Annotated in this window: 13 protein-coding genes; 5 read left to right on the top strand and 8 right to left on the bottom strand. The window is 68.5% G+C overall.

The window, feature by feature from the left end; translation table 11 throughout:
* Positions 1–133: 133 nt before the first annotated feature.
* Genes ACFWU5_RS18630 through ACFWU5_RS18620 form a run of 3 tightly spaced genes read right to left on the bottom strand, consistent with a single transcriptional unit; the run spans position 134 to position 2,586 of the window.
* A complete protein-coding gene (locus ACFWU5_RS18630; RefSeq protein ID WP_379268056.1) occupies positions 134–1,444 on the bottom strand; it encodes a hypothetical protein in 1,311 nt (436 codons plus the stop codon).
* Entirely contained in the window at positions 1,441–1,815 is a 375-nt protein-coding gene (locus ACFWU5_RS18625) for a hypothetical protein (RefSeq protein WP_379268055.1), read from the bottom strand. Before ACFWU5_RS18625 ends, ACFWU5_RS18630 begins: the two co-directional genes overlap by 4 nt.
* 39 nt (positions 1,816–1,854) lie before the next feature.
* A complete protein-coding gene (locus ACFWU5_RS18620; protein WP_379268054.1) occupies positions 1,855–2,586 on the bottom strand; it encodes an ESX secretion-associated protein EspG in 732 nt (243 codons plus the stop codon).
* 186 nt (positions 2,587–2,772) lie between these two features.
* Here ACFWU5_RS18620 and ACFWU5_RS18615 point away from each other — a divergent pair, with 186 nt between their 5' ends.
* On the top strand, positions 2,773–3,588 hold the full coding sequence (locus ACFWU5_RS18615; RefSeq protein WP_379268053.1) for a DUF5602 domain-containing protein: 816 nt from the start codon (positions 2,773–2,775) through the stop codon (positions 3,586–3,588).
* A gap of 72 nt (positions 3,589–3,660) precedes the next feature.
* Complete coding sequence (locus tag ACFWU5_RS18610) at positions 3,661–6,747, top strand: helix-turn-helix transcriptional regulator (RefSeq protein WP_379268052.1); 3,087 nt, start codon at positions 3,661–3,663, stop codon at positions 6,745–6,747.
* Here the strand turns inward: ACFWU5_RS18610 and ACFWU5_RS18605 are convergent.
* From ACFWU5_RS18605 to ACFWU5_RS18590, 4 genes are all read right to left on the bottom strand, one after another.
* Complete coding sequence (locus tag ACFWU5_RS18605) at positions 6,741–7,685, bottom strand: D-isomer specific 2-hydroxyacid dehydrogenase family protein (RefSeq protein ID WP_379268051.1); 945 nt, start codon at positions 7,683–7,685, stop codon at positions 6,741–6,743. The two genes, ACFWU5_RS18610 and ACFWU5_RS18605, sit on opposite strands and share 7 nt — an antisense overlap.
* Positions 7,686–7,808: 123 nt before the next feature.
* A complete protein-coding gene (gene ligD, locus ACFWU5_RS18600) occupies positions 7,809–8,777 on the bottom strand; it encodes a non-homologous end-joining DNA ligase (protein WP_379268050.1) in 969 nt (322 codons plus the stop codon).
* Positions 8,778–8,830: 53 nt separating this feature from the next.
* Complete coding sequence (locus ACFWU5_RS18595) at positions 8,831–9,220, bottom strand: hypothetical protein (protein WP_379246063.1); 390 nt, start codon at positions 9,218–9,220, stop codon at positions 8,831–8,833.
* A 77-nt stretch (positions 9,221–9,297) separates the two neighbouring features.
* Positions 9,298–11,409: a RecQ family ATP-dependent DNA helicase gene (locus ACFWU5_RS18590; protein WP_379268049.1), complete on the bottom strand. Its 2,112-nt coding sequence runs from the start codon at positions 11,407–11,409 to the stop codon at positions 9,298–9,300.
* A gap of 230 nt (positions 11,410–11,639) precedes the next feature.
* Here ACFWU5_RS18590 and ACFWU5_RS18585 point away from each other — a divergent pair, with 230 nt between their 5' ends.
* On the top strand, positions 11,640–12,620 hold the full coding sequence (locus ACFWU5_RS18585; protein WP_379268048.1) for a hypothetical protein: 981 nt from the start codon (positions 11,640–11,642) through the stop codon (positions 12,618–12,620).
* A gap of 109 nt (positions 12,621–12,729) precedes the next feature.
* Here ACFWU5_RS18585 and ACFWU5_RS18580 read toward each other — a convergent pair whose 3' ends face one another.
* The gene (locus tag ACFWU5_RS18580) at positions 12,730–13,605 is read right to left on the bottom strand and encodes a ribokinase (RefSeq protein WP_379268047.1); all 876 of its coding nucleotides are present in this window, start codon (positions 13,603–13,605) and stop codon (positions 12,730–12,732) included.
* A 163-nt stretch (positions 13,606–13,768) separates the two neighbouring features.
* Here ACFWU5_RS18580 and ACFWU5_RS18575 point away from each other — a divergent pair, with 163 nt between their 5' ends.
* Entirely contained in the window at positions 13,769–15,034 is a 1,266-nt protein-coding gene (locus ACFWU5_RS18575) for a glutamate-5-semialdehyde dehydrogenase (protein ID WP_379268046.1), read from the top strand.
* On the top strand, positions 15,031–15,909 hold the full coding sequence (locus tag ACFWU5_RS18570) for an AAA family ATPase (RefSeq protein WP_379246053.1): 879 nt from the start codon (positions 15,031–15,033) through the stop codon (positions 15,907–15,909). The genes ACFWU5_RS18575 and ACFWU5_RS18570 overlap by 4 nt, the downstream gene beginning before the upstream one ends.

Below are 15,909 nucleotides of genomic sequence, written 5' to 3'. Positions count from 1 at the left end.
GCTGCTCCCTATGGGTCGCAGGTGGTGGCTGGGAGTGCGGGGAGTGCGGTCATGGTGGTTTTTGGGATGTGCGGTACCGCCGGGGTGCGGTGATGGCGGAATTTGGTGTACGGGTTGTGACCGTGACCCGTTGTTACCGTTGTTGCGGGACCACACCGGGTTGGTCGGTGTCGGCTGGGGGGGGCTTGGGGGTTGCTGGTTGGGAGGGGGGTACTTCGGTGCCGGGGACGGGGCCGGTTACGCCGGGTTGGCCGCCTGGGTCGGACATGTCTGGCATGCCGGGGAGGGGAAGTGGTTGGGGGGCTTGGCGTCCCGGTGGTGCTGGTGACGCGGGTTGTTCTGATGTCGGGGCGGGGACGGTTGGCGGCGCAGGTGGCGCGGTAGTCGGCGCAGGGGTTTCCGGTTGTGGTGGGGCGGGCTGTGGCGACTCGGCGGTCGGCGGCTTCGGGGGGAGGGGGTTCGAATCTTGTTGTGTGGGTGACTGACTCGGTGGTGCGGGCGGGGGAGTGGGTGTCTCGCTCGGCGGTGTGGTCGGCTCACTGGGCGGAGTGGTCGGCGCCTGGCTCTGGGGTGCGGGCGCTTCGGTCGGCGGCGCGGGCGGTTGGGGTGCGGGGGTGCTCGAGGGCGGAGCGGGGGTCTGACTCGAAGGCGAGGGGCTCTCGATGGGCGGGACCGGAGTAGGCGTATCACCTTGGGGTGCAGGGGTTTCCGATTGCGCCGGAGGTGGTGGTGTCGGGTTCTCGCCTGGTGTCACAGTGGGGTCGGGAGTGTTGCCGGGGTCCTGGGCGGATTTCGGGTTCTGCGGGACCTCGGGTGAATTGCCCAGTGGCGCAGACGGTTCGGACGGGGTCGGCGATTTCGCGGGTGGCTCTTTGCCCTTCGGGGTCGAATCACCCTCGGCACCAGCCAATTCCCCAGGTGCGGTGGGTAGTGCGGGCACACCGGTGCCGGCCAGTGAGTACGCCGGCTTGTAGATCATGTTCATCGCCAGCACAGCCTCCTGGCGCAAAGCCTCGGCCGCCATCTGCGCGTCGATCACCTGCGCGCTCTCCAACAGACGCGCGATCGTGCCGATCGGACCGGATCCGCCGGGCGCGACAACGGCCAGTTTCACGGACTCCGCGGCGGCGGCGACCCCGCCAAGTCGGGCACCGACCTCGGCCATCACCGCGGCCAGTTCGTCGATCGAAGCGGCGAAGCTGCGGGTGCTGGCGGTGGCGGCGTCGGCGGTCGCGCCGGACCATTCGGCTTCGTTGATCGCCCGGTCGGCGCTGGATTTGGTCAGCGGCATCGAGGTGGTCAGGGTGGCGGCGGTGTCGAGCCAGGTGATCGACGCGCTGAGGATGGCGGCGGCGTCGATCTGCTGGGTCCGGGCGTAGATCTGTTCGTGCGGCATGGATTCGAAATGTTCCATCGCGCTGATGTAGGTGGGGTCGGTGCTCATCCGCGCACCCGCGTGTCGATCGCGCGCAGGGCGGCGGCCGCGGCGGCGTCGGCTTCTTCGAACAGGCCCGCGCTGAGCAGGAACGCCTCTTTCATGCGGTACGCCGCCTCGATGTAGGAGTCGAGCAGTTCGGCGGCGTCGCGGGCCTTGTGCGCGAAGCCTGCCTGCAACTGCTGGGCGGACACGAAGCCCCCGAATCCCTCTGTCTCAGCGGCGTTTTCGAGCCCGTGGCGCAACTGTGCGAGGCGTTCGGCCTGCTGGTCGTAGATGTCCGCGCAGCGGCGCGCGGCGTCGGGGTCGAACTTCAGTGTCCCCGCCGTGGCGGCGCTGCGGAACCGGGAGATCTCGGCTCTGCTGCTCTCGATCGTCATCGCGTCTCCCCTCCAGATGATGATGCGGTGGAGTCCAGGCTAGCCGGACCTTCTGCTGTGTGAACTGTGCGCCGGCACTAACCTTCGCTGTAACTGGGCGGTGAGTTGCCCAATCGACGCGGGCACCACGTGCACGGTTTCACCGGCGCGCAACAGGTAGCGGCCGTCGTTGGCCACGTCGATCCAGCTGTAGTGCACCGGCGGATTCGGCACGGCATGGTCCAGACCGGTTTCGATACGGATGTGACCTTCGGCGGTGTGCGGTCGGCGCAATAATCGCTGGATCCGCGGCACCGCGGGGTGGGTCGCGAGCACGGTTTCCTCGTCGCGCACCGCCGCGGCGGCGGCCTCGCGGGCGGGTTCGCGTCCGGGCGGGGTATCGGGCAGGCAGGCGGTGACGCGAGCACCGATTCCGGCGGAGTGTCCGATCGAAACACGAACGGCCCCACCGTAATCGGGACGGGTGCTCGGTTCCTGCACCACCAGCACCGCACGGTCGTACACCGCACAGCCCAGCAGTCGGATTTCGCTTCCGGGAGTATGGGCGCCCCCGACCAAGGTGATCCTGGCGTGCGGGTGCGCGATGATCCGCAGGCAGGCGGCGAGGTCGGGATCGCCCTTGGGTAGTCGGTGCTGCAGTCCCTCGCGTAATCGGGCCGCGTCGAGCTCGGTGCGCGGTGTCTCGAGCATCCGCAGCGGAAACGGCAGACGGTCCTGACCCGATTCCCGCCAGACGTGCGCGAATTCGTCAGCGGTGAAGGTCCATGCCATTGCCGATCCCATCCTTACCGAACCAGGACGAGGACAGCGTAACCGTCGTGTCCGATTTCGGCGCACCGATCAGCCGCCATCTGTTTCGAATGGAACCATCTATGAGTACCTCGGATGAGTATTTCGGCGGACGCTGGCAGCACGGAAGGCTTCTACCTTCAGGACAGACTCTCGAAGGGAGCGGTCATGTCCGAATACAGGTCGCGCACGCGCCTACTCACCACGGCGCTGGCGGCCGCACTCGTCCTGGCCGGCGCCGCCGCGTGCAGCGACGATTCCGGCCCCACAACCCATTACGGCGACCAACGATCCATGGGCAACGGTCAGATCCGTACCTATGTGACCACCGACAAAGACGGCCACCCCACCGAACTGGGCCTGCGCATCCAAGAAGCGGCGGTCGAAGGCCTGCCGGTCCCGGCCACGATGCCAGAGGGTCCGCCACCGGCCAGCCCCGGCCTGGCGCTCCCGGAACAAGCCAAGGACACCGTGATCAACCACCTCACCTTCGACTGGGTCCCGCACGGTCACCCACCGGTCGGCATCTTCGACAAGCCGCATTTCGACACGCACTTCTACTTCATCGACGATGCCGCGGTGCAGGCGATCAACCCGCAGGACCCGCAGTTTCTGGCCAAAGCGGGCGTGAAGCCGGACCTGAAGTACATGCCCACCGGCTACACCACCCTGCCCGAGCCGATCGAGATGCAGGCGGTGCCCGGCATGGGCGTGCACTGGGTCGACGGCACCACACCGGTGGTCCCCGGCCAGTTCACCCAGACGCTGATCAACGGTGCGTGGGACGGCCAGTACATCTTCACCGAACCGATGTTCACCAGGGACTGGCTGCTGACCAAGCCGTCGTTCACCGGCGACATCACCCAACCGCAGGCCTACCAGCACTCGACCCGGTACCCGACGACCTATTCGATCAGTTTCGACGACAAGGAGAAGGAGTATGTAGTCTCGCTCGGCGGTCTCACGCCCCGCACGGCGTCCTGAGGTCACAGCCTCGGTCATAACCCTGTAATAGCCCCTCACCTGCGAGTATGCTCTGGTACTCGGAGGTGAGGTGTGCCCACCGAGCTGATCGGACGCGAGGACGAACTGGCCGAGCTGCGGGGTCGGCTCGACGACGCGCTGCGTGGCGCGCCCCAACTGGTGATCTGCTCCGGCGAGGCGGGCGTGGGCAAAACCCGGTTGGTCGCGGAACTGGCCGGGCACGCGGCGCGGCGCGGCGTGCGCACGCTGTGGGCTCGCGCGCTCGAACTGCCCGACACCCCGCCGTTCTGGCTGTGGCATCAGGCGCTGGGCACCAGTGCGCCCGCGCCGGGTGCCGACCGGGTGTCGCTGTTCGACGGTTTCGCCGCCGGTCTCGACGGTGCTGCGGGTGTCAACGGTGCTGCGGGTGTCAACGGTGCTGCGGGTGTCAACGGTGCTGCGAGTATCAACGGTGCTGCAGGTCTCGGCGGCGCTGCGGACGTTAACGGTGCTGCGAGGTTCGACGGTGCAGCGGGTCTGAACGGTGCCGGAGGTCTCGGCGGCGCTGCGGGCCTCGGCGGTGCTGGAGGTCGTGCCGGGGCGGCTGGCGGCACGCTGCTGGTGATCGACGACATTCACTGGGCCGACGAACCGTCGCTGCAAGCCCTGCTCTACGTGGTCCGCGCGTTGCGTGAGCGACGAATCATGGTGTGCGCCACCGAGTGTTCCGGCGCGGCGGGCTCGGGCTGGACCAGCATCAAACCGGACCTGCTGCGCGAACCGGTCGCCGGGTCACTGGCACTTCGCGGCCTGTCGCCCACCGACGCCGCCCACTGCCTTCGTGTCGAAGCGGGCCGTGAACTGCCCGCGCAGCTCACCGGCGAAGCCTACGACATGACCGCCGGAAACCCATTCTACCTGCGTGAACTGGGCAGATCCCTGCGCGGAACCACCGACGACGCACTATGCCTACCGACCAGCCTGCGCGAGGTGGTCCGTGGCCGGATGACGCCGCGTTCGACATCGGCGCAGGAGTTGCTGCGCGCGGCGTCGATTCTGGGCGAACGGTTCACCATCGCGGTGGCCGCCAGGCTCGTGCAACGTTGCGCGTCGGACTGTCTCGCCGCGGTCGACGAGGCGATCGAGGCCGGGTTGTTGGTGACCGCCGACGAACCGGGCACGGTCCGGTTCACTCACGCGCTCGTGCGCGCAGCCCTGGTCGACGGGCTGTCGTTGCAGCAGCGGGTGGTGTTGCACGAGCGCGCAGCACTGGCTATCGAAGTGCTGTATCCCGATGCCGTGGAAGCGAATTCGGCTGCGCTGGCATGGCATTGGGCCAATGCGGCCGTCGGCGGTGAGCGCGGGCCCGCCGTGCGCTGGGCCCGCCGCGCCGCGGACGTCGCCTTGCGCGCCTTGGCTTTCGAGGAAGCCGTGCGACTGTACGGTTTGGCGTTGACGCACGCCGCCGACCTCGACCCGATAGCGCGGGGCGAACTGCTGCTGCAACGAGCGGCGGCAGCCGCACGCGCCGGGGACCGTGCTGCAGCGAAGGCGGATTGCGTTGCCGCACAGTCGATTGCGCGCGCGGCTGCCAGCGGCTTCACGGTCAGCGAGGTGTCGGAAACCTCGGGTACTGGCACCGGCGCGGTCAGTTCACCGCAGCGCCGACCCGAACCGACGGTCTTGCTCGCCGAAGCAGCGCTGGTGCTGGAGCCGATCGGTGACCGAAGCTGGGACCGCGATATTGCCGACGCCTGTGCCGAAGCGCTGGCGTTGGACGCACTGCGCTCCGGACTGGTTGCCGACGCACAGCGTGGCGGGCAAGTAGTCGACGCCTCGGACAGTGCGCCGACCGCGGGTTGTGTGCCCGAGTCGCTGCGAGCCCGGTTGCTCGCCCGCGCGACCGAGGCCGCGATCTACCTCGGCCACCTCGACGGCGTGGACGAATCCAGCAGGGCCGCACTGGAATCCGCGCAGCGCAGCGACGACCCCGGCGTACTGGCCGCCGCACTGCGCGCCCGTCAACTGGCCTGCAGCGGACCCGACCACCGCGACGAACACGGCGATCTCGCCACCCGGATGATCGACGCGGGCGAGCGTGCGCGCGATCCCGCGGTGGAGATGTGGGGCCGGTTGTGGCGTATCGACGCACTGTGGGAACAGGGCGAACTCGGCGAGATCACCGGCGAATTATCTTGTCTGCGTTGGTGTTCCGAACGCACCGGCGGTCCGATGTCGCGCTGGCACCTGCTCATCGCGCAGGCAGCACTGGCGCAGGCGCGCGCGGAGTTCGACGAGGCGTTGAACCTGGCGGGGTGCGCGCACGAGCTCGCCGCGACCCTGTGCCATCCGGCGGGGGAGGGCGCTTACCGCGCACTGCTGGCGATCGTCGGCCACCATCTCGGCCATCGACCCGAGGCGCTTGTCCCACCGGCAGCACCGGCACGCGGCGAGGTGCGCAACCTCCTGTTCTCCGCCCTCGGCACCGCGTTCCCCATGGTGGACAGCGGCCTGACCGACGAAGCAGAACCCTTGTACCGCAGTCTGGGTCCGCCCCAGAAGTGGTCTGTCCCACCGTATTTCCGACTCAACGTGCTCGCAGTCGGCGGCGCGATAGCCGCCGCGCTGCGCATCGACGACGACATCACCTACTTCAGTGAGGAGCTGAGCCGATACCGCGGCCTGCACATCACCGGCGGTGGCGGCAACGCCCACTACCTCGGCCCGGTCACCCTGTGGCTGGGCAAATTCGCTGCGGCACTGGGTGATCGGGAAACCGCACACCGTGAACTGCGCTGCGCGGCCCAGACCGCTCGCACGATCGGCACTCCCGGTTTCGCTGTCGAAGCCGACTGCGAGCTCGCCGAATCGCTGGTGCACGACGACCCGGCAGAGGCCGTCTCGATCGCGAAAAAGGCGATGCCGGTAGCGATTTCGCTCGGCATGAAACCCTGGGCGAACCGTCTGCGCGCAATAGCCGCCCGCGAACTCCGTTGCACCGCACTGACACCGCGCGAACGCGAGGTAGCCGACCTGGTCACCCGAGGCCTCACCAACCACGAGATCGCCGCCGCGTTAGTACTTTCCGACCGCACCGCGCAAAATCACGTCCAACACATTCTCACCAAACTCGGCTTCGCCAAACGCAGCCAGATCGCCGCGTGGGTGAGCGCTCAGTAACCCCGCGCGGGCTCGACGATCGCGTGCAACGTCTCGCCGGCCACGAACCGTCCCACATTCGCACCCACATGATCGGCGAACGCCGCCAACCGCAGCTGCGGCGGGTTCGAATCGTGCGGAGTGATGATGGCGTTGGGCAGTGTCCACAGCGGATGCCCGTCGGGCAGCGGTTCCGGGTCGGTGACATCCAAGCCCGCACCACCGATCATTCCGCTGGTCAGTGCGTCGACCAGCGCATCGGTGTCGATCAGGCTGCCGCGCGCCACATTGATCACCCACGACGACGGCTTGAGCCGAGCCAGCTCGTCGGCGCCGATCAGGTGCCGGGTGTCCGCGGTCGCTGGCGCCGCGACCACCACGTGATCGGTGTGCGACCACACGCGCGCGAGCTGTTCGGTCGGCACCGTCTCCACATCGGCGGGAATTCCCGCACCGGTCACCCGGCGCCCCGACCGGTTCACCGCGATCACGTGCGCGCCCAGCGGCGCCAGCATCGGGATCAGCGCGCGTCCGATCCCGCCGGCGCCCACGATCGTCACGGTCTTCCCGCGCAGCGACCCGATGTGCGGGAAGAACTCACGCTGCTGCCACGACGTCGCGCGTAACTGCTCGGGCAGGTACCGCACCCCGGCCAGCAACAGCATCAGCGCGTGTTCGGCGACACTGTGCGAGAACGCGCCCGCCGCGGAGGTGAACTGGACCTCGGGGTGCGCGGTGAGCACGCCCGCGGTGAAGAAGTCCTCGATCCCCGCGGCCGGCAACTGCACCCACCGCACCGACGGCGGCAGCGTCGCCGGGAAGTCGCCGGGTGTGCCGATCCAGATCAGCGCGTCGGCCTCCGCGAGTTCGCCGACCCGAGCCCCCGCGCCGACGACCGCTTTCTCGAGCAGGCGCGGTGCGGGCTGATCGGGGCCGATCGCGATCGTGGATTCCTGCACGAAAGACCTCCTGGGTTGATCGGCAGCCTGCGCTGCCCGAACGCTGTGATCGGCACCGCCTGCGCGGTCGGCGATCTTCGATTGTTCCTGGTCGCGGTCGACCGCGTGGGCGCGCCCTCGACCTCACGCGTCGTCGAGGTCGACGGGTTCGTCGATGCCGTGCCGATCGGCCAGTTCCAGCAGGGGCGTGATGTCGAAGACGGCCTGGTCCATGTCGGCCTGCAGGTCGCCCAGTTCCGCGTAGCGGGCGGGCACGGTCTCGATGGTGAAATCGCGCGGCACGATGTCGTCGATCTCGGTCCATCGCACCGGCGTGGACACCGTGGCCTCTGGCACCCCGCGCACCGAGTAGGCGGCGGCGATGGTGTGGTCGCGCGCGTTCTGGTTGTAGTCGATGAACAGCTGCGCCGGATCGCGATCCTTGCGCCACCACGCCGTGGTGACATCGGCCGGCGCGCGCCGTTCCACTTCCTGCGCGAAGGCCAACGCGGCCCGCCGCACCTGCTGGAACCCGTGCTCGGGCGCGATGCGGACATACACGTGCATCCCGGACCCACCCGAAGTCTTCGGCCACCCGACCGCCCCGAGTTCGTCGAGCACCTCGTGCACGACCCCCGCCACCCGCTGCACCCGCGACCACGAACAATCGGGCATCGGATCGAGGTCGATGCGCCATTCGTCGGGCGATTCGGTATCGGAGGCTCGCGAGTTCCAGGGGTGGAATTCGACCGTGGACATCTGCACCGCCCAGATCACATCCGCGAGTTCGTGCACACACAGTTCGTCGGCGTGCCTGCCGTAGCGCGGAAAGAACACGCGCACCGTGGGAATCCAGTCCGGCGCCCCCGCCGGTACCCGCTTCTGATGCACCTTCCCACCGGGCAAACCCTTCGGGAACCGGTGCAACATGCAGGGTCGATCCCGCAGCGCGTTGACGATCCCGTCCCCGACGCTGAGGTAGTACCGCACCAGATCGAGCTTGGTCACGCCGAGTTCGGGAAAGTACACCCGGTCGGGATTGCTGACCCGCACCGTGTGCTCACCCACCGGCAGTTCGACCGCAGGCGCCGCAGACTTGGCCACCCGCCCCACGATAGACGAGCAGGCCCGCTCCCGAGGGGAGAGCGAGCCCGCGTCACCGGCGACTACAGCTCGTACACCCCGAATGCCCGGTGCTGGATGCACATCGGCATCACATGAACCCGTTCACTCCACGCGAATTTGTCTGCGGCTTCGATGGTTTCTTGTTCGGCGACACAGACGGTCGCGGTGCCGGGCATGGTCAGCGGGTTGAGGACCGCCAGCGGGATACCGGCGTGGATGCCGCTGTAGAGGCCGCCGCTGAAACACAGCGGCGTGATCGCGATGCCGCGCTGGGCGCTTTCCCGGTCGGCGGCGGCCTGTGCGCCGGGCACGCCCGAGCAGTCGAGGGGGTTCTCGTTCGACGCCTGCGCGGGAACGGTCAACAGGGTGAATCCGGCCGCACAGCCCGCGGCAACGGCCATCAGGTTTCGAGCAAATGTGGTCCTGGTCATAGGCGCATTCAAGCATTGGACACCGGAGGTGGACACAATCTGGGCGGCGTGTTGGCTGTTTTCCCGGCGTGGGCGGGTCAGGTGGGGGTGGCCAGGGCGAACGGCAGCACCGCGTCGGCGCCGCTGGCACGCAGGGCCTGCGCGGCCACGGTCATGGTCCAGCCGGTGTCGGTGAGGGTGTCCACGAGCAGGATCGGGCCTGCGACATCGGACAGGTCGGGGACCTCCCAGGAGTCGAACAGCCCGGCTACCCGGTGGGCGGAGTTCGCGGCGGAGACCGGCGGGCGGTCGGGTCGGGTGTGCAGGGTGCCGAGGTTGTCCAGTTTGCCGATCTGGGCCAGGCGGGCGGCCAGGCTGGTGGTGAGCTGGGGGTAGCGGGGGTTGTCCAGAGCCAGTACCGAGGTGGGGCGGGTGGTCCAGGTCCAGTCGCGCAGCACCGCGATGCAGGCGTCGAAGACCGCGTCGGGCACGGGTGCGTCGGGTGCGTCGAGCAAGGCCCGCAGACGATGGCCCCAGCCCAGATCGGTGAGTCGGCCGACCACCCGGCCGGTTTCGGCGCCGCCGGTGATCTTGCCCGACAACGGGATTCCCAATTTCGCCATGCCGCTGGGCCACTGCTTACGTGGCGCGAGATCCAGTCCCGGGCGATCCAAGCGTGCTCGGGTGGCGGCGATCGCGGCCTCGTCGACGGTGGTGTCGGGGCTGGCGCCGGTGCAGTTGTCGCAGCGGCCGCAGTCGCCGGCGTCGTTCAGGCCGGGGTCGTCGAGTTGGCGGCGCAGGAAGGTCATCCGGCAGGTGGACGTGGACTGGTAGTCGATCATCGCCTGCTGTTCGGCGTCGCGCGCGGCGGCCAGGCCCTCGTAGCGTTCGGTGTCATAGGCCCAGTCCTGGCCGGTCGACAACCAGCCACCGCGCACCCGGCGCACGGCACCGTCGACATCGAGCACCTTCAGCACCATTTCCAGGCGCGACCGGTTCAGTTCGACCAGTGGTTCCAACGCCACCGTCGACATCGGCCGGTCCGTGTCCAGCGCGGCCAGGACCGAGCGCACGATGTGCTCACGCGGGAAGGCCACCGACGCGAAGTAGCTCCAGATCCGCGCGTCCTCCGGCCCCGGCAGCAGCACCACCTCGGCGCGTTCGGTGCCACGGCCCGCGCGACCGACCTGCTGGTAGTAGGCGATCGGCGAGGACGGCGCCCCCACGTGCACGACGAAACCCAGATCTGGCTTGTCGAAACCCATCCCCAGCGCCGACGTCGCGATCAAGGCCTTGACCTCGTTGTTCAGCAGCGCGCCTTCGAGCATTTCCCGTTCGGCCGGGTCGGTTTGGCCGGTGTAGGCGGCGACGGTGTGGCCTTGCGTGTTCAACACGTCGGCGAGATCGTTGGCCGCGGCCACGGTGAGGCAGTAGATGATGCCCGAACCCGGCATCCGGTTCAGCTGTTCGCCCAGCCACGCCGTGCGCTGCACCGCGTCGTCGAACCGCACCACCGACAGATGCAGCGACTCGCGATCCAATGTGCCACGCAACACCAGCGTGTCGGTGCCGATCTGCCCCGCCACGTCGGTGACCACCCGGTCGTTGGCGGTAGCGGTGGTCGCCAGCACCGGCACCTGCGACCCGAGATCGGCGATCAGTGTTCGAATCCGTCGGTAATCGGGCCGAAAATCATGCCCCCAATCCGACACACAGTGCGCCTCATCGATCACCACCAGCCCCGCGTCGGCCGCCAAGCGGGGCAGGACCTGATCGCGAAAGTCCGGATTGTTCAACCGTTCCGGACTCACCAGCAACACATCGACCTCCCCGTCGGCCACCCGCTGATGGATCTCGTCCCACTCGGTCACGTTCCCTGAATTGATCGTGGCCGCCACCACCCCCGCCCGATCCGCGGCCGCCACCTGGTTGCGCATCAACGCCAACAACGGCGACACGATCACCGTGGGCCCGCGCCCCGCCCGCCGCAACAACTTCGCCGCGATGAAATACACCGCCGACTTACCCCACCCGGTCCGCTGCACCACCAACGCCCGCCGCCGCTGCACCACCAACGCCTCGATGGCCACCCACTGATCCTCCCGCAACCGCGCACCCGCCCCCGCGAGCTCACGAAGCAACTCCTCAGCACGTTCGCGCAGGTCAGGAGCCGTCAGATCGAGCAAGTCATTGCCGGTCGCGGAGGTCATGGCACCATCCTGCCCCACCCCACCGACAACAACGCCGACGTCACAACGAGCACCGTGCGGACACGGGCGTCTGGGTGGCCGATAGGCTGCGGCGCGCTCGGGTGGGCTGCGACGATGGGGACGGTGGGAGCATGATCGACAGGGCAAAGCTGGGTTCGCTGCTACTGGCGGTTTCCGTTCTCGCCGGCTGCGGGCAGTTGGTGCCAGGGTCTCCGGTTCCAGGAGAGCCGATGTCGGCACCGCCTACACGTGGCCTCCCGTCGAGTGAGCGGGAACTGGCCGCAGCACCGGCGACGGCAGAACTGATGGCGCGAATCCGCGCGGCGGACCCCTGCGCGAGCCATGACCGTGTGTTCGCACAACGCTTCGGTCGCGTTGTCGACGGCAACCTGTTCACCGGACTGGCGGGGTGTGCCATCGTGGCGGAGTCGGTTGACGAGCCCGGCATTGCCTACGTCTTCGATTTCGAACTGGCGCATCGATACCTAGCCGAAGACCGAGCTGACGACACCGCCGAGGAAGTGGCCGGAAAGCAGGTCTTTCAGTCGTCGACCTATCGCGACCTCGGCGACGGCTACACCTGTGCGTACTACCTACCTGTCGGGTTGACCGGGCTCGCCCACATGGTGCGAGGCAAGCGAACCCGCTCGGCAGGTCAGTCCGCGCACTGGCCGCAGCGGTGCGAGGCAACGCGCGACTACCTGGCCGCCGTCGCCGACTCCTTGCTGGCGCTGCCACCGATCACGAACCCGTCGAGCCCGGACCGAAAGACCTTGACGCACAAGAGCCCGTGCGCCGCCACGGCACAGATCGAGGCTCAGTTCCCCGGATGGACCGTCGAGTCGACAGCGTGGGCGGGCGTGTACTCGTGCAGCCTCACGCTGTCGAAGACAGGCAACCGATACCGGATCACCGTCGCGGTCGGCTACCGACGCGACAACGAGCAGGCCGCGATCGGCCCGGCGGCGCGGGTGATTTCGCGCGAAGGGCTCAACGGCGTCGAGTTCGGCGGCGACTCGGACGCACGCTGTGCCGAGGTCGTGGCCTACCGGCCCGCCGACCCTGCACGAGCGAACAACGCGCACCTGATCAATGTCGACGTCTCCGCGGCACCTCGCGACTCACCTGTCGCCACGGCCGCTGATCTGCCTGTCGACCTGTGTGAGTCCGCCGCCGCCACGATCGGTGTGGTGATCCGTGCAGCACGCTGAAGGTCTGGGCGCGCAGGGGTCGCGACTGTCCTGGCGCACTTGAATTTCGGCCCGAACGACCCCGGCGCTGGTGGGGTGACAGGCGATCGCGCTAGGTCGTTGTGGGCGATCAGCGGGTCGCGATCATCGCTGCGATTCGGGCGTGATCGGGGAGGGACGAGCTGGCGCCGAGGGTGGTGGTGGCCAGGGCGCCGGCGGTGTTCGCCCAGGTCAATGCGGTGGGGGCGCCTTGGGTCCAGGTGGCGATCAGGCCGCCGGTGAACGCGTCGCCTGCGCCGGTTGTGTCGACTACGTCGACGGGCAGGCCGGCGGCGGACAGCTCGGTGCCGTCGGAGCCTCGGTATACCGCGCCTGCCCCGCCGAGCGTGCGTACCACGTGCGCTACTTCGGTCATCTCGGCCGAATAGTGTTCGTATTCCAGTGAATTCACCACGGCGAGATCGACGTGGGCCCAGAGGTCAGCGGGTAGCGGGCGGACGGGCGAGGGGTTCAGTGCGACGACCGTGTTCGACGCGCGAGCGTGGCGTGTGGCGGTGGTGACCGTGTCGAGGGGAATCTCCAACTGGCACAGCAGGATATCGGCGTCCGCGATGGCGGCGAGTTCGGCGGGAGTCAGCTCGGTCATGCGACCGTTGGCGCCCGCCACCACGATGATGCTGTTCTCACCGGCGCCGTCCACGACTATGGAGGCGATCCCGCTGGGACCGTCGACCCTGCGCAGCAGTGAGATGTCGATCCCGGCTGCCGACAGTGTCGACGCCAGTTCCGTCCCGAACGCGTCATCGCCGATCGCGCCGAGAAACCGCACCCGTGCCCCCGACCGTGCCGCCGCGATCGCCTGATTCGCCCCTTTCCCGCCGGGAACAGTGGCGAAACCGGACCCCAGCACCGTCTCACCAGGTGCGGGCCTGCGATCTGTGCTGGTGACCAGATCCATGTTGACGCTGCCCAATACGACGACAGTGGGCGCCTCGCAGCGATTCATAGCGCCAATCTAGCCGCGATCGCCGCCGCCGGTGTCCGGCCTGTGGATAACCGCACCGAGGCCGAAAACCCTGTGGATAACTCGGTCCCGCCGCCGGTCGGAGCCGTATTCCGGGCCCCGGTCGGCGTCGAACGCGCGCGGCGCACTGCGTACGCTGATACCCATGACAGTTGATGTGACCCCCGAGCTCGACATCCGCGCAGCGGTGCACGACGCCGCCCGCAGGGCTCGTGTCGCGTCCCGTGTGCTGGCCCAGCTGACCACGGCGCAGAAGAACGATGCCCTGCACGCGGCGGCCGACGCCCTGCTCGCCGCCGCCGATCGCGTCCTCGCGGCCAATGCGCAGGACATCGCGACCGCGCAGGCCGCCGGCACCGAAGAGAACCTCCTGGATCGCCTGCGCCTGACCTCCGCGCGCATCGATGGCATCGCCTCGGGCCTGCGCCAGGTCGCCACGCTGCCCGACCCGGTCGGCGTGGTCGTGCGCGGATCCACGCTGCCCAACGGCCTCGAGATCCGCCAGACCCGAGTCCCGCTGGGCGTGGTCGGCATGGTCTACGAGGCCCGCCCCAACGTCACCGTCGACGCGTTCGGCCTGGCGCTGAAATCGGGCAACGCGGCGCTGCTGCGCGGCTCGTCCTCGGCAGCGAACTCCAACGCCGCGCTGGTCGAGGTGTTACGCGAAGCCCTTGTGGCCCAGGGCATTCCGGCCGACGCGGTGCAACTGCTGCCCAGCCACGACCGTTCCAGCGTCACCCACCTGATCCAGGCGCGCGGCCTGGTCGACGTGGTGATTCCGCGCGGCGGTGCGGGCCTGATCAACGCGGTGGTCCGCGACGCGCAGGTGCCCACCATCGAGACCGGCACCGGCAACTGCCACGTCTACGTGCATTCGGCCGCCGACCTGGACATGGCCGAGGCGATCGTGCTCAACGCCAAAACCCGCCGCCCCAGCGTCTGCAACGCCGCCGAGACTGTGCTCATCGACGCCGCCGTCGCGCAGACCGCGCTGCCGCGCCTGACCAAGGCCCTGGAAGACGCCGGCGTCACCATCCACGGCGACCTGCCCGGCCAGGTCCCGGCCACCGACGCCGACTGGGGCGAGGAGTACCTCACCCTGGACATCGCGTTGAAGGTCGTCGACGATCTCGATGCCGCCGTGGAGCACATCAACACCTGGGGCACCGGCCACACCGAAGCCATCGTCACCGCCGACCTGGCCGCCGCCCGCGAGTTCACCAACCGGGTCGACGCCGCCGCGGTGATGGTGAACGCGTCCACCGCGTTCACCGACGGCGAGCAGTTCGGTTTCGGTGCCGAGATCGGCATCTCCACCCAGAAGCTGCACGCCCGCGGCCCGATGGCACTGCCCGAACTCACCTCCACGAAGTGGATCGTGTGGGGCGACGGCCAGACTCGGCCGGTGTGATCGTGACTGCCGTACAGGAACCGATCTTCACCTCGGTCGACGATGTCATCGACCGCCTGGCCACCACCGGCTACCTGGCCGACAAGGCCACTGCCACCTCGGTTTTCCTCGCCGACAGGTTGGGCAAACCGCTGCTGATCGAAGGCCCCGCCGGTGTGGGCAAGACCGAACTGTCGCGCGCGGTGGCCCAGGTCGCCGGTGCCGAACTGGTCCGCCTGCAGTGCTACGAAGGCGTCGACGAGGCGCGTGCGCTCTACGAGTGGAACCACGCCAAGCAGATTCTGCGGATTCAGGCGTCCAGCGAAAACGATTGGGCCGAAACCAAAGCCGACGTGTTCACCGAGGAGTTCCTGCTCTCGCGTCCGCTGCTCACCGCCATCCGCCGCACCGAGCCCACGGTGTTGCTGATCGACGAGACCGACAAGGCCGACGTCGAGATCGAGGGCCTGCTGCTCGAGGTGCTCAGCGATTTCGCCGTGACCGTGCCGGAACTGGGCACCATCACCGCCACGCGCAAACCGTTCGTGGTGCTCACCTCCAACGCCACCCGCGAACTGTCGGAGGCGCTCAAACGCCGCTGCCTGTACCTGCATCTGGACTTCCCCGACGAGGATCTCGAGCGCCGGATTCTGGCCAGCCGCGTGCCGGAACTTCCCGGCGCCGTCGCCGAGCAATTGGTGCGGGTCGTGCACGTGTTGCGCGGTATGCAGCTGAAGAAACTGCCCTCTGTCGCGGAAACCATCGACTGGGGCAACACCTTGCTCGCGTTGGGCGCCGCGGACCTCGATGACGCCACCGTGCGCGCCACGCTCGGGGTGGTGCTCAAACATCGCAGCGATCACCAGCGCGCGCTGGCCGAGCTGAAACTGGTCTGA

It is taken from the genome of Nocardia sp. NPDC058640, from assembly GCF_042716995.1.
Lineage (GTDB): Bacteria > Actinomycetota > Actinomycetes > Mycobacteriales > Mycobacteriaceae > Nocardia.
The sequence above is the reverse complement of the archived record's forward strand: the minus strand, read 5'-3'. Positions and strand labels throughout refer to the sequence as shown.

What these genes read in the sequence shown, in the direction of transcription:
- ACFWU5_RS18630 (WP_379268056.1), bottom strand. Translation starts at nt 1,444, where the DNA reads ATGAGCACCGACCCCACCTACATCAGCGCGATGGAACATTTCGAATCC.
- ACFWU5_RS18625 (WP_379268055.1), bottom strand. Translation starts at nt 1,815, where the DNA reads ATGACGATCGAGAGCAGCAGAGCCGAGATCTCCCGGTTCCGCAGCGCC.
- ACFWU5_RS18620 (WP_379268054.1), bottom strand. Translation starts at nt 2,586, where the DNA reads ATGGCATGGACCTTCACCGCTGACGAATTCGCGCACGTCTGGCGGGAA.
- ACFWU5_RS18615 (WP_379268053.1), top strand. Translation starts at nt 2,773, where the DNA reads ATGTCCGAATACAGGTCGCGCACGCGCCTACTCACCACGGCGCTGGCG.
- ACFWU5_RS18595 (WP_379246063.1), bottom strand. Translation starts at nt 9,220, where the DNA reads ATGACCAGGACCACATTTGCTCGAAACCTGATGGCCGTTGCCGCGGGC.
- ACFWU5_RS18590 (WP_379268049.1), bottom strand. Translation starts at nt 11,409, where the DNA reads ATGACCTCCGCGACCGGCAATGACTTGCTCGATCTGACGGCTCCTGAC.
- ACFWU5_RS18585 (WP_379268048.1), top strand. Translation starts at nt 11,640, where the DNA reads ATGTCGGCACCGCCTACACGTGGCCTCCCGTCGAGTGAGCGGGAACTG.
- ACFWU5_RS18580 (WP_379268047.1), bottom strand. Translation starts at nt 13,605, where the DNA reads ATGAATCGCTGCGAGGCGCCCACTGTCGTCGTATTGGGCAGCGTCAAC.
- ACFWU5_RS18575 (WP_379268046.1), top strand. Translation starts at nt 13,769, where the DNA reads ATGACAGTTGATGTGACCCCCGAGCTCGACATCCGCGCAGCGGTGCAC.